The 12,766-nt window shown below is 71.6% G+C and carries 11 protein-coding genes; 6 read left to right on the forward strand and 5 right to left on the reverse strand.

Translation table 11 applies throughout. The annotated features are described in order from the left end of the window. The first annotated feature begins 9 nt into the window (after nucleotides 1–9). The 4 genes from deoC (at nucleotide 10) to G4D85_RS09100 (ending at nucleotide 3,745) form a co-directional block, all read left to right on the forward strand. On the forward strand, nucleotides 10–828 hold the full coding sequence (deoC, locus tag G4D85_RS09085; RefSeq protein WP_164010075.1) for a deoxyribose-phosphate aldolase: 819 nt from the start codon (nucleotides 10–12) through the stop codon (nucleotides 826–828). 14 nt (nucleotides 829–842) lie between these two features. After that, complete coding sequence (locus G4D85_RS09090; RefSeq protein WP_164010077.1) at nucleotides 843–1,235, forward strand: TraR/DksA family transcriptional regulator; 393 nt, start codon at nucleotides 843–845, stop codon at nucleotides 1,233–1,235. A 63-nt stretch (nucleotides 1,236–1,298) separates the two neighbouring features. Next, the gene (locus G4D85_RS09095; protein WP_164010079.1) at nucleotides 1,299–3,026 is read left to right on the forward strand and encodes a phospho-sugar mutase; all 1,728 of its coding nucleotides are present in this window, start codon (nucleotides 1,299–1,301) and stop codon (nucleotides 3,024–3,026) included. Between the two features lie 65 nt (nucleotides 3,027–3,091). Beyond that, a complete protein-coding gene (locus tag G4D85_RS09100) occupies nucleotides 3,092–3,745 on the forward strand; it encodes a hypothetical protein (protein ID WP_205525479.1) in 654 nt (217 codons plus the stop codon). A gap of 24 nt (nucleotides 3,746–3,769) precedes the next feature. Here G4D85_RS09100 and G4D85_RS09105 read toward each other — a convergent pair whose 3' ends face one another. The 5 genes from G4D85_RS09105 to G4D85_RS09125 form a co-directional block, all read right to left on the reverse strand. Continuing rightward, nucleotides 3,770–4,921 carry a sensor histidine kinase gene (locus G4D85_RS09105; RefSeq protein WP_240359157.1) on the reverse strand — a complete coding sequence of 384 codons (1,152 nt, stop codon included), beginning with the start codon at nucleotides 4,919–4,921 and terminating at the stop codon, nucleotides 3,770–3,772. 374 nt (nucleotides 4,922–5,295) lie between these two features. Then, entirely contained in the window at nucleotides 5,296–6,225 is a 930-nt protein-coding gene (locus G4D85_RS09110; RefSeq protein WP_164010081.1) for an ABC transporter permease, read from the reverse strand. Next, nucleotides 6,218–7,345 (reverse strand): ABC transporter permease, encoded by a 1,128-nt coding sequence (locus tag G4D85_RS09115; protein ID WP_164010083.1) that lies wholly within the window; start codon nucleotides 7,343–7,345, stop codon nucleotides 6,218–6,220. Before G4D85_RS09115 ends, G4D85_RS09110 begins: the two co-directional genes overlap by 8 nt. Continuing rightward, complete coding sequence (locus G4D85_RS09120; RefSeq protein ID WP_240359185.1) at nucleotides 7,338–8,813, reverse strand: ABC transporter ATP-binding protein; 1,476 nt, start codon at nucleotides 8,811–8,813, stop codon at nucleotides 7,338–7,340. The genes G4D85_RS09115 and G4D85_RS09120 overlap by 8 nt, the downstream gene beginning before the upstream one ends. Before the next feature lie 65 nt (nucleotides 8,814–8,878). Then, nucleotides 8,879–10,066: a BMP family lipoprotein gene (locus G4D85_RS09125; protein ID WP_164010085.1), complete on the reverse strand. Its 1,188-nt coding sequence runs from the start codon at nucleotides 10,064–10,066 to the stop codon at nucleotides 8,879–8,881. Nucleotides 10,067–10,142: 76 nt separating this feature from the next. Between G4D85_RS09125 and G4D85_RS09130 the strand changes: the two genes are divergently transcribed. Then, nucleotides 10,143–11,447, forward strand: a complete 1,305-nt coding sequence (locus G4D85_RS09130; protein ID WP_164010087.1) for a thymidine phosphorylase — start codon at nucleotides 10,143–10,145, stop codon at nucleotides 11,445–11,447. A 122-nt stretch (nucleotides 11,448–11,569) separates the two neighbouring features. Continuing rightward, nucleotides 11,570–12,715 carry a hypothetical protein gene (locus tag G4D85_RS09135; RefSeq protein ID WP_164010090.1) on the forward strand — a complete coding sequence of 382 codons (1,146 nt, stop codon included), beginning with the start codon at nucleotides 11,570–11,572 and terminating at the stop codon, nucleotides 12,713–12,715. Nucleotides 12,716–12,766: the final 51 nt, after the last annotated feature.

Consider the following 12,766-nt stretch of genomic DNA (forward strand, 5'->3'; position numbering starts at 1 on the left):
GGGCGCGGCATGTCCGACTCCCAGGACGTCATCAAGCTCGTCGAGGAGATTGCCGACCAGGCCCGCCGCCGGATGAACGCCTGGAAGGAGTCCTCGACGCAGGAGCCCACCCCCCACATGCCGCCAGCCACGGGCCGCGTCGACATGGAGTCCATCCGCTCCCCGGCGGACCTGGCGCCCTACATCGACCACACGCTGCTCAAGCCCGAGGCCCGCGCCGAGGACGTGGTGAAGCTGGCCGAGGAGGCCCGCACGCACGGCTTCGCCACGGTGTGCGTGAACAGCACCCATGTGGCCACCGCCGCGCGCGTGCTGGCCGGCGCCTCCACCGTGCCGATTGCCGTGGTGGGCTTCCCGCTGGGCGCGTCGCTGCCGTCCGCCAAGGCCTTCGAGGCCCGCGAGGCCATCCGCGCCGGGGCGCGGGAAATCGACATGGTGCTCAACGTGGGCGCGCTCAAGTCGCGCGACTATGCGCTGGTGCACCAGGACATCGCCGCGGTCGTGGACGCCAGCCGCCCGCTGCCGGTGAAGGTGATTCTGGAGACGGCCCTGCTCACGGACGAGGAGAAGGTGCTGGCCTGCGCCCTGTCAAAGGCCGCGGGGGCCGCCTTCGTGAAGACGTCCACCGGCTTCGGCCCGGGCGGCGCCACCGCCGAGGACGTGGCGCTGATGCGCCGCGTGGTGGGCGAGGACGTGGGCGTGAAGGCCTCCGGAGGCATCCGCTCCATGGAGGACGCGATGAAGATGCTGCGCGCGGGCGCCAACCGCCTGGGCGCGTCCGCGTCCGTGGCCATCGTCAGCGGGCAGACCTCCACCGCGAAGTACTGACACCCGGCGGCGACGTGAACGCGAAACAGCGAGAGGAATTCAAGCAGCTGCTCCTGGCGCTCCACTCCGAGCTGACGGAGAAGACGCCGTCGAGAATCGAGCCCAACCGCACCGATGACGCGCGCATCGGCGGCGACGAGGACGAGCAGCCCCTCAACGAGATGATGCAGGCCATCGCCTCCAACCGGAACCGGAACATGGACGGCGTGCTGGCCCGGGTGATGAAGGCCCTGGGCAAGCTGCGCGACGACCCGGACGCCTATGGCGAGTGTGAGGAGTGCGGCGACGAGCTGCCCCTGGGCCGGCTTCGCGCGATGCCGTATGCGGAGTACTGCGTCACGTGCCAGGGTGCCAAGGACGGCCCCAAGGGCCGTGCCACCCGCAAGAAGCTTACCGACTACACCTGAACAACCGGCGCGCGAGCCACGTGCTCCGCGCGTCCCCTACGGCTAGACGAGGCTCCGAGGCTCATGGACACCACCGGATTGAGAGAGCGTGCGGAGGCCTGGCGGCAGGCGGACCCCGACACGTCCACCGCGGCGGAGCTGGCGGAGCTGCTGGCCCGGGGCCACTGGACCGAGCTGGCCGACCGCTTCGCCGGAGATTTGGAGTTCGGCACCGCCGGCCTGCGCGGCGTGCTGGGCGCGGGCCCCAACCGGATGAACCGCGCCGTGGTGCGCCGCACCACCGCGGGCCTGGCGCGCTACCTCAAGGACCAGGTGCCGGACGCCGCCACGCGCGGCGTCGTCGTGGGCCGCGACGCCCGCCGCCTGAGCACCGAGCTGGCCGAGGACACCGCCGCGGTGCTGGCCGCGGAGGGCATTCCCGCGCATGTCTTCCCTCACCCGGTGCCCACGCCGCTGGCCGCGTTCGCCGCCCTGCACCTCAACGCCGCCGCGGCCATCATGGTGACGGCCAGCCACAACCCGCCCGAGTACAACGGCTACAAGGTCTACTGGGGCAACGGCGCTCAAATCATTCCCCCGCATGACACGGGCATCGCCGCCGCCATCGCCCGGGTGGAGCCCGCCAACCGCGTGCCCCTGCTGGCTCCGGCGGACGCGCGCGCGAAGGGCCTCTGGAAGGACCTGGAGGACTCGGTGGGGGAGGCGTACCTGCGCGGCATCCTCGGGCTGCGCGTGCACAAGCGCGGCTCGGACTCGCTGTCCATCGTCTACACCGCCATGCACGGCGTGGGCGGCGTGTGGGCGGAGCGCGCCCTGCGCGACGCGGGCTTCCCGCGCTTCACCGCCGTGTCCGAGCAGCAGATGCCGGACGGCCGCTTCCCCACCGTGCGCTTCCCCAACCCGGAGGAGCCCGGCGCCATGGACCTGTCCCGCGCCACCGCCGAGCGCGTGCGCGCGGACCTGGTGCTGGCCAATGACCCGGACGCGGACCGGCTCGCCGTCATGGCGCGCGCCGCGGATGGGAGCCTGCGCATGCTCACCGGCGACGAGGTGGGCGTGCTGCTGGGCCACTACGTCCTCACCCAGGGCACGAAGCGCGCGCGCCCGCACGTCGTCAGCACCATCGTCTCCTCCACGCAGCTGGGCGACATCACCCGCGCGCTGGGCGCCGCCTATGACGAGGTGCTCACCGGCTTCAAGTGGATTGCCAACCGCGCGCTGGAGCGCGAGCGCACCGAGGGCACGCAGTTCATCTTCGGCTACGAGGAAGCGCTCGGCTACACCGTGGGCACGGTGACGCGCGACAAGGACGGCGTCGGCGCGGCGCTCGTCATGGCGGACCTCGCGGCGTGGTGCGAGTCGCGCGGCACCACGGTGCTCGGCTACCTGGAGGAAATCCAGCGCCGCCACGGCATGTACGTGGGCGCCCAGCGCAACGTCACGCTGCCCGGCGCCGCGGGCGCCCAGCTCATCCGCGCCATCATGGACGCCTTCCGCGCGTCGCCGCCCTCGCGCATCGGCGCGGACGCGGTGCGCGCCGTGCGCGACTACAAGCAGGGCGGGGCGGGGCTGCCGCCGTCCAACGTGCTCGCCCTCGAACTGGAGAGCGGCGGCCGCGTCACCCTGCGCCCGTCCGGCACCGAGCCCAAAATCAAGTACTACTTCGAGCTGAAGGAATCGCTCTCCGCCGGCGAGCCGCTGGCCCAGGCCCGCGAGCGCGCGGAGGGTCGGCTGGCTCGCTTCATCGACGACTTCCTGGCGCTCGCGCGTGAGCGAGGGCAGCCCACCTGAGTCTTGAGGCACACCACCGCAGCCACTGGCCGTGCCCCCGCGCGGCCCCCGCAGAAAGGTACCGCGTGAAGCGTCTCATCCCCGGAGTCCTCCTCGCCTGCTTCCTGTCCCTTCCCGGCACCGCGCTGGCGCAGCGGGGCCAGGGCTGGTCCATCCTCGCCGCCGACACGCTGGGGCGGGGCAACACCGCCTTCTCGGGGCAGATTGGCTGGCCCGGCCTCACGCTCGGCCTGCTCCACGGAGGCTCGGAGCGCTTCGACATCGGCGGCAAGTTCACCTTCAACTGGGGCCGCGAGGGATGGGTCCGCTACACGGACCCCGGCGTGAAGTTCCAGGCGTGGATGCGGCTGATGCTGGCGCAGACGTCCAACGTGTCGCTGGCAGTCACCTTCCAGCCGGGCCCCTTCTTCTACTTCGAGGACACCGGCGGGCGGGACGACACGGACGTGGGCCTGGCGCTGCCCGTGGGCTTCGTGATTGGCATCCCCGCCGGCAGCGCCGTCATGGTGAACCTGGGGCTGGACCTCCCCTTCCACGTCTACTTCGGGAACAGCGTCGGCCCGGTGTTCCCCATCCTCGTGGGAGGTGGGCTGGAGTACTTCGTGGACCGCAGCCTCGACGTCACCTTCAACGTCCGGCTGGGGCCCTCCCTCATCCCGGACTTCGACGCGACGGAGTTCACCCTGGAGGCACTCTTCGGCGTCGCCTACCGCTTCTAGCGGCAGGCGCGCCGTGAGCGGCGACTACCAGGAGGACGTCTGCTCGGGCAGCTCCACCGTGAAGGTGCTGCCCAGGTTGACGCGGCTCACCACCGTCAGCTTGCCGCCCATGGCCTCCACCAGGGCGCGCGCCACGGTGAGGCCCAGGCCGGCGCCCTTCTCGGGCGCCTTCGTCGTGTAGTAGGGCTCGAACACGGCCCCCACCTCGTCCTCGAAGATGCCGATGCCGGTGTCCTTGACGAACATGCAGGGGCCGAACTCGCCGAAGATGTCCGGCAGCTCCACGCCCACGTGGATGCGGCGCGGACGGTCCTTCACGTCCTCCACCGCGTCCGCCGCGTTGGCCAGCAGCTCCACCAGCACCTGCTCCAGCTGGCGCCGGTTGAAGACCACCGCAATCGGATCTCTCGGCAGCAGCACCTTCACCTCGGCGGAGCCCAGGCGGCCGGCGGCGCGCATCCGCTCCACCACGACGGGCACCACCTCGCGCAGGTCGAAGCGCTGGATGTCCTTGGGGCTGGTGGGGCCCAGCGACAGGAGATGCTGGCCGTGCAGCCGCATCTGCTCGCCCGCCACGCCCAGCTTCTTCAGCTCCGAGACTTCCGGCGGCAGGCCCTGCATGGCCCGCGACTGCACGTGCGCCAGGGCCTGTTGCAGCCCCTCGCCCACTCGGCCCAGGTTCTGCGCCACGTCCGCCGCCAGCGTGCCCAGGCGCGCCAGCCGCTCCATCTCCACCCAGCGCTTGCGCGGGTCGAGCATCGCCTCGGCGCGCATGCCCCCCGCCTCGCGGTGGGCCTTCAGCTCAAGCAAGGTGTGCACCCTGACCTTCAGCTCCAGTGGATCCAACGGCTCGGTGATGAGCAGGTCGTCAACGCCCGCCTCCAGGACCTCGCGGCGCGTCTGCCGGTCCGCGCTGGGGGTGAGCATGAGCACGGGCAGCGCCGGGCCGCCCAGCTCCGCCAGGAGCCGCCGGTAGGTCGCGAGCCCGTCCGTGCCGGGCCGCTCCACGTCCAGGAGCACCAGGTCCGCGGACTGCCGTGACGCCGTGGCGGCGGCGGCTTTCCCGCTGGTGGGCAGCACGTCATAGCCGGCTGGTGCGAGGATGGAGCACAGCCGCTCCATGTCGCTCGACCCGACGTCCACAGCCAGCACCCGAGGCCGGTACGTTGCGGTCATTCCCGTCGTCTCCAGCATCACGCCACCCCACCACAATGGTGACCGGGCCAGCTTCACCCGGGTGTTTCCAGCAGTACCTACGAACCGCATACCGGACTGGATGCGACTTCCCCCCCGGAGCCTGCTTCCAGTCCGGTACGCGGTTCGATACGCAGCAGTCACCATGCGAGGTGCGTGCCGCTCCAGTGACACTGGTTTGTTCGGTGTCTGCTGGAAGTCCGGTTTTTGCGCCCCAGTAACATCAAGGGGTTGCGCTGTCGGCTCCGGTACGGGACCCCCACCCGCCGTGTTGCTCAGCGGACGGCCAGGGGTCACTCATGACCAGGAATCATTAATGACCCGGGTATGGAAAGACCCGGGCCTTGGTGCGAGCCTCAGCGCGACTCCTGCTCATAGGGCACGCCGAGGGCGGCGGGGGCATTGCTGCGCTGCCCCTGGAGGGTGAGGAGGGTGAGGGTGAGCACGTAGGGGAGTGCCTGCAACATGCCCTGAGGTACGACGTCCACCAGCCCGGGGACGCTGGAGGCGAGGCCGATTCTCAGCGCATCACCAAATGCGAAAAAGAGGGCGGCGAGGAAGGCGCCCACGGGCGTCCACCGGCCGAACACCATGGCGGCCAGGGCCATGAAGCCCAGGCCCGCGGGGGTGTGCTGCTCGAAGCGGTTCAGCACGGACGTGGACAGCACGGCGCCGCCCAGGCCCGCCAGCAGCCCGCCTCCCAGCACCGCGCCCCAGCGCAGGCCCGCGACGCTCAGGCCCAGGGTGCCCACCGCGTGGGGCTTGTCGCCCACGGCGCGCAGCCGCAGGCCCAGGGGCGTGCGCGTCAGCAGGAAGTGGAGGGCGAAGGGCAGCAGCAGCGCGAGGTACGTGGGCGCGGAGTGGTTGCCCAGCGCGCCCAGCACGGGCACCGACGCGAGCCCGGGCAAGTCCCAGCGCGACAGCTGCTGGATGGGCGGCGTGCCGTTGGGGCCGAAGTGGGACTCCAGCAGGAAGGTGCCGCCGGCCAGGGCCACCAGGTTGAGGGCGATGCCGGACACCACCTGGTCCGAGCGCCAGCGGATGCTCAGGAAGCCGTGCACCGCGGCCAGCGCCGCGCCGGCGAGCATGCCGGCCACGACGGCCAGGGGCGTGGGCATGACGAGCGCCGCCACCGCCGCGCAGAAGGCCCCCACGCGCATCATGCCCTCCACGCCCACGGACACCACGCCGGCGCGCTCGGAGAGCACCGCGCCCAGGGCGGCGAAGACGAGCGCGGGCATCGCGTCCAGGGTGGAGAAGAGGAGCGAGTGCACGACTTCAAGCACGGGGCACCTCCACCACCGCGGGGGCGGCGGCCGGCGCCGCGGGCTGGCGGCGGCGCAGCATGGCGAGCCACACCATGCGGCCGGCGACGAAGAGCAGCGCGAGGCCCTGGATGAGCTCGGGGAAGCTCTTGTGCACGTCCAGCAGCTGCATGCGCGTGCCGCCCGCGCGCAGCACGCCGAAGAAGAGGGCAGCCAGCGTGGCGCCCAGCGGGTGGTTGTTGCCGATGAGGGCGATGGCGATGCCGTCGAAGCCGTAGGGCGCGCCCAGCGAGCCGGGGTAGCGCCCCTCGGTGCCCAGCACCAGCACCGCGCCCGCGAGCCCGGCCATGGAGCCGGCCAGCGCCATGGCCAGGCCGGTGCGCCGCGCCACCGGCACTCCGGCGGTGCGCGCGGCCTCGGCGCCCAGGCCCACCGCGCGCGTCTCGAAGCCGGAGCGCGTGCGCTCCAGCCAGGCCCACACCGCCACCGCCAGCAGCAGCGCCAGGGGGAAGCCCAGGTTGAGGCGGGAGAGCTCTCCCAGCAGCCGGGGCAGGGTGGCGGTGGCCTGGATTTCGGCGGTGCCGGTGATGGACTGGCCGGCCTCGGCCACGCCACGCAGCGGGCCGATGACGAGCCAGTTGTCCACCAGGCGCAGCGCCACCCAGTTGAGCATGATGGTGGAGATGACCTCGTGCACGCCCCGGTACAGCTTGAGGAGCGCGGCGAGGCCCGCCCAGGCGGCCCCCGCGAGTGCCGCGGCGAGCAGCGCCGCGGGAATATGCAGCACGGCGGGCAGGGCCACGTGGGCGCCCACCACCGCGGCTGCGAGCGCGCCGAGAATCATCTGCCCCTGCGCGCCGATGTTGAAGAGGCCGACCTTGAAGGCCACGGCCACGGACAGGCCGGTGAGGGTGAGCAGCGCGGCCTTCATCGCGGCCTCGCCCAGGGGCCGGGTGAGGACGGTGGCGGCGGCTCCGTCGAGGTAGCCCGGCCAGTTGCCGATGCCCCCCCACAGCATTTGTAGGTACGCGTCGGTTGCGGTGCCGGGCGTCATCGTCAGGGCGATGAGCACCCAGCAGACCGCGAGCGCCAGCAGCACGGAGAGCACCGAGGGAAGGGCCTGTCTCAGGCGCTCATGCATGGCCCGGCTCCGCTCCCAGCATGCGCCGTCCCAGCTCCCGCTCGTCGTACTCGGGCCGGGTGAAGTGGCCCGTCACGCGGCCCTCGAAGAAGACATAGACGCGGTCCGCCAGCGCGAGCACTTCCTCCAGGTCCAGGGAGACCAGCACGGTGCCGGTGCCCTGCGCGCGCGCCTCGCGCAGCTTCGCGTGCACCTGGGCCACCGCGCCGATGTCCAGGCCTCGCGTGGGCTGTACCACCACGAGCAGGCGGGGCCTCGCATCCAGCTCGCGCGCCACCACCACCTTCTGCTGGTTGCCGCCGGACAGCGCGTGCACGGGCAGCGTCGGGTCCGAGGGGCGCACGTCGTAGGCCTCCAGCAGGGCGCGCGTGCGCTCGCGGCGGCCGGCGAAGTCAATCCAGGAGCCCCGGGCGAAGGGCGGCCGCGTGTGCCGGCCCAGGGCCACGTTCTCCTCCACGGTGAGTGCCCGCACCACCGCGCGGCGCAGCCGGTCCTCGGGCACGTGGCCCACGCCGCGCTCGCGCGCCTGGGCCGGGGTGAGGCCCTCGAGCGGACCTCCGAGCAGGGTGCCGCCGCCGGACGTCAGCGGGCGGAGGCCGGTGAGGACCTCGGCCAGCTCTCGCTGCCCGTTGCCGTCCACGCCCGCGATGCCGACGATTTCACCCGCGCGCACGGTGAGGTCCACGCCACGCAGCGCCGGGCGGCCGTTGTCCCCCACGGCCTGGAGCCCTCGCGCTTCCAGGAGCACCTCGCCCGCCGGTGTCGCCGGGGGCTGCGCGGTCGCGAGCGGCGGGGCGTGCTCGCCAGCATCCACCAGGTGCCGGTGGCCCTCGCCGACCATGAGCGTGGCCAGTTGCTCGACGGTGGTCTCCGCGGCGCGCACCTCGGCCACCACCCGGCCCCGGCGCATGACGGCGACCCGGTCGGCCACGCCCAGCACCTCTCTCAGCTTGTGGCTGATGAGCACCACGGTGCGCCCCTGCGCGACGAGGCCGCGCATGACCCGGGCCAGCTCGTCCGCCTCCTGTGGAGTGAGGACGGCGGTGGGCTCGTCGAGCACGAGCACCTGGGCGCCCCGGTGGAGCGCCTTGACGATTTCCACCTTCTGCTGCGAGCCCACGGTGAGGGTGTCCACGCGGGCGCGCGGCTCCAGGTTGAAGCCGAAGCGGGCACAGGTGGCGGCCACCTCGCTGACCGCGCGCTCCATGTCGAACAGGCCGCGGCGCGTGGGCTCGCGGCCGAGCACCACGTTCTCCGCCACCGTCAGCGTGGGCACGAGCATGAAGTGCTGGTGCACCATGCCGATGCCCCGGGCAATCGCGTCGCGCGGGCTCTTGAAGCGCACGGGCTGCCCGCCCACGGACACCTCGCCCACGTCGGGCTGGTAGAGGCCGTAGAGGACGTTCATCAGGCTGGACTTGCCCGCGCCGTTCTCCCCCACCACGGCGAGCAGCTCGCCGGCGCGGATGTCGAGCGACGCGTCCGCCAGCGAGACGCAGGTGCCGAACGCCTTGTGGATGTGACGGAGGGAAATCAGGGCGCGGCAGCCTGGAAGGTGACGAGGTCGGCCGGCACGGCGGGCACCTGGAGCTGCCCGGAGACGATGCGCTGGCGCAGGGCCTCCACCTTCTGGAGCGCCTCCGCCTTGCCCGGGAAGTCCAGCCGCACCTCGGCCATGCCCACGCCGTTCTCCTTGAGGCCGAGCAGCTGCTCACCCGCGGAGAACTTCCCCTCCACCAGGTCCTTCGCCGCCTGGTAGATGGCCAGGTCGGTGTGCTTCATCATCGACGTGAGGATGGCGTCCGGCGCCACGTGCGACTGGTCCGAGTCCACGCCGATGGCGTACACGCTCTTGCCCGCGGCGCGCGCCTCCTGCACCGCCTGGATGACGCCGATGCCGTCCGCGCCCGCGGCGTGGAAGAGGATGTCCGCGCCCTTGGAGATGAGGTCCTGCGCCACCTGCTTGCCGGCGGCCATGTTGTTGAAGCTGCCGGTGTAGACGGCCGTGAGGGACTGGGCGGCCTGGGGGTTGGTCGTCTTCACGCCCGCGCGGTAGCCCACCTCGAAGCGCTGGATGAGGGGCACCTCGATGCCGCCCACGAAGCCCACCTTGTTCGTCTTCGTCACCAGCCCGGCCAGGGCGCCGACGAGGAAGCTGCCCTCCTGCTCCTTGAAGAGGACGGTGCGCACATTGGGGAGCCTCAGCACCTTGCCCTGCGCGTCCAGCACCTGGCTGTCGATGAGCAGGAACTGCGCCTTGGGGTTCTCCTGGGCGGCGCTGCGCACGGCGTTGGCGAGCATGTAGCCATTGCCCACGGTGAGCTGGGCGCCCTGGTCCACGAGGAGCTGGAGGTTGGGGGTGTAGTCCTCCTGGGCCTTGCTCTGGAGCACCATCGGCTTCACCGGCAGGGGCTGGATGGAGGAGGCCATCGAGGCCAGGAAGGGCGGGAGCGACTTGCGGACCTCGTCGGGGGTGGCGTCCACGTACTTGCCCCCCTCGTAGCGCTTGCCGGCGGCGTACAGCTCCAGGCCGCGCAGGGCGGCGTCGTTGAAGGAGTGGTCGCCACGGCCGCCCACGTCGATGACGAGCCCCACGGGGATGGGCTTGTTCGCGGGCTGGGGGGCGGTGGCGCCCGGGGTAGCGGCGGGGGGCGGCTCTTCCTTCTTGGAGCACGCGCACAGGAGGGCGGCGAGGGCGAGGACCTGGAGGCGGAGCATCATGCTGGCTATCTACCAGATGAAGCCCTGCCTTTCCCGGAGTGCATGAGGGGGTGGGTTCCTGGTATGGGCTGGCCCCGTGCAACCCTACGAGCTCATCAAGGCAAAGCGCGATGGCGGCCGGCTGGACCCGGCGGACATTCGTGCGTTCATCCAGGCGTATACGGCGGGGACGGTGGCGGACTACCAGATGGCGGCCATGTGCATGGCCATCTTCTTCAAGGGACTCGACTCCCGGGAGCTGGGGGCCTGGGCCCGCGCCATGCTGGAGTCCGGCGAGGTGCTGGACCTGTCGGACACTCCCGCGGTGAAGGTGGACAAGCACTCGACGGGTGGGGTGGGGGACAAGGTGTCGCTCAGCCTGGCGCCGCTGGCGGCGGCCTGCGGGGTGCCGGTGCCGATGATTTCCGGCCGGGGCCTGGGGCACACGGGCGGGACGCTGGACAAGCTGGAGTCGATTCCGGGCTTCAACGTCAACCTGCCCACGTCCGAGTACCGGCGGCTGGTGCGCGAGGTGGGCTGCTGCCTGATTGGCCAGACGGCGCAGGTGGCTCCGGCGGACAAGAAGCTCTACGCGCTGCGCGACGTGACGGCGACGGTGGACTGCATCCCGCTGATTGCGTCCTCCATCATGAGCAAGAAGCTGGCGGAGGGCATCGACGCGCTGGTGCTGGACGTGAAGGTGGGCAGCGGGGCCTTCATGAAGCGCGACGAGGACGCGCGCACGCTGGCGCGGACGATGATTGGCCTGGGCGCGGAGATGGGGAAGAAGGTGGTGGCCCTGCTCACGGACATGGACCAGCCGCTGGGGCGCAAGGTGGGCAACGCGCTGGAGGTGGAGGAGGCGGTGGACATGCTCCGCGGCGAGGCTCCGGACGACTACACGGAGATTACCTACGCGCTGACGGCGGAGATGCTGGTGCTGGGGAAGAAGGCGGCGACGGTGGAGGAGGCGCGGGAGAAACTGCGCAAGGTGGTGGAGGACGGCAGCGCGGTGCGCAAGCTGAAGGAAATCGTCCAGTCGCAGGGCGGAGACCCGCGCGCGATTGATGACTACTCGCTGCTGCCGCGGGCGCGGTCCACGGTGGACGTGGTGGCGCCGCGCGACGGGTGGGTGACGGCGATTGATACGGAGGGCGTGGGCCTGGCGGGCGTGGCGCTGGGGGCGGGGCGGCAGCGGGTGGACAGCAAGATTGACCCGGCCGTGGGCTTCACGCTGCTGAAGAAGACCGGCGAGCCGGTGAAGCAGGGCGAGCCCGTGGTGCGGGTGCACTACAACGACGCGGGCCCGGTGGAGGACGTGAAGACGCGCCTGCTGGCGGCGTACCGTTTCGGAGACGCGGCGCCTCCGGCCCGGCCGCTGGTGCGGGAGCGGGTGGAGTAGCCGCGCCGGGTGCTCCAGGTACTGGAGCACCTTCCAGCCCGTGGCGTACTGCGCAGCGGGGCTGGTCAGCTGTCCCCCTGGCGCCGCGTCCCTGGCGCGCTGGCACCGACCGGGAGACCGTCATGGGAAGCGAAGCAGACGAGAAGCTGACGTGTCCCCGCTGTGGTGGCCCGCTGGGGGAGGCCACCGTCGAACGGGGGTACTGCTTCGCCCCGTGTCTCTCGTGCGACTACGTCATGGCGGCTCCCTTCACTGCGATGATGCCTCGCGGCGTCGAGTCCGACTGGCGCCTCAGCATCCGCTGGCGGGGCGAGAGCCCGACGCTGAAGGAGGCCGCCCTCCTGCGGCAGGTCCTTCCCCAATTGGCGAAGGACTCCATCCAGGAGGTGCGCGACGCATACAGGAACACCACGGAGTGGACCGGGCGCAACCTCTCGAAGGACACGATGCTCCAACTGCGCGCGGCCGCCGAGGCCCGCGGCTTCCAGGTGGAGTCCGAGCCGGAAGGGAAGAACGTGCCCAGGCTGGAGCTGCCCGCCTGGCCGGGCACCTTCTACGGGGTCCATTTCAGCCCCTCGTTCGACGAGAAGGGTCTCATCGCAGCGACCTTCAGCGAGGCCGGCGACACGGTGACCATCGCCAGCGAGAGGAACGCGACGACCTCGGAGACCGTGGCCATTCCCTCCGAGCGGGGCCTGCGGTTCCTCGACGAACTCGCGGCCCTGGACCCGCTGGGCATCCCTGACGCGCTCGAGCTGGGCGCGGATGGAATCACCCTGGAGTGCCTCATCCGACAGGAGGGCGGCGTCCGGAGGTTCAATGCCTGGAGCCCTGACGCTCAGCACTCCCCCCGGCAGCACGGCTTCGTCCTGGCGCTCTACCGGCTCGCCGCGGACCTGGCCCGCGAGCCCGCCCTGGTGGAGTTCCTGGAGCAGCTCCACGGGTACCTCGGCACCGGGGGGCTCCCCGTGAAGGTGTTCGAGGAGACTCCGCGTCGCATCCGGTTCTTCGGAGGGCTGTCGTCCCCTGACGCCGAGGCGCTGGAGGCTTTCTTCGCCTCGCTTCCTCCCGAGGAGCCCCTCCTGATGGACCTCTCGGGCTTCGAGGGAATGGGCACGCTGCTCCACCCGCTCTTCGCCCGGTTCCACGCGCGCCCTGGGCGCACGGCATGGTGGGTGAACAGGTCCGCCGCCCGTCACCTGACCGCGGCCGGCGTACCGGGCACCTGCCTGCACCCGGACCTGGAGTCGGCGCTGGCGGCCCTGTAGGGCAGCCAGGTCATCCAGCGCTTCACCCGGCCCGAAGAACGCGCCATCTTC

The organism is Pyxidicoccus trucidator (assembly GCF_010894435.1).
GTDB classification, from domain to species: Bacteria; Myxococcota; Myxococcia; order Myxococcales; family Myxococcaceae; genus Myxococcus; species Myxococcus trucidator.

Bases quoted from the DNA above. Each gene is read 5' to 3' on its own strand.
- G4D85_RS09095 (WP_164010079.1), top strand. From the start codon at position 1,299: ATGGACACCACCGGATTGAGAGAGCGTGCGGAGGCCTGGCGGCAGGCG.
- G4D85_RS09125 (WP_164010085.1), bottom strand. From the start codon at position 10,066: ATGATGCTCCGCCTCCAGGTCCTCGCCCTCGCCGCCCTCCTGTGCGCG.
- G4D85_RS09135 (WP_164010090.1), top strand. From the start codon at position 11,570: ATGGGAAGCGAAGCAGACGAGAAGCTGACGTGTCCCCGCTGTGGTGGC.
- G4D85_RS09115 (WP_164010083.1), bottom strand. From the start codon at position 7,345: ATGCATGAGCGCCTGAGACAGGCCCTTCCCTCGGTGCTCTCCGTGCTG.
- deoC (WP_164010075.1), top strand. From the start codon at position 10: ATGTCCGACTCCCAGGACGTCATCAAGCTCGTCGAGGAGATTGCCGAC.
- G4D85_RS09105 (WP_240359157.1), bottom strand. From the start codon at position 4,921: ATGACCGCAACGTACCGGCCTCGGGTGCTGGCTGTGGACGTCGGGTCG.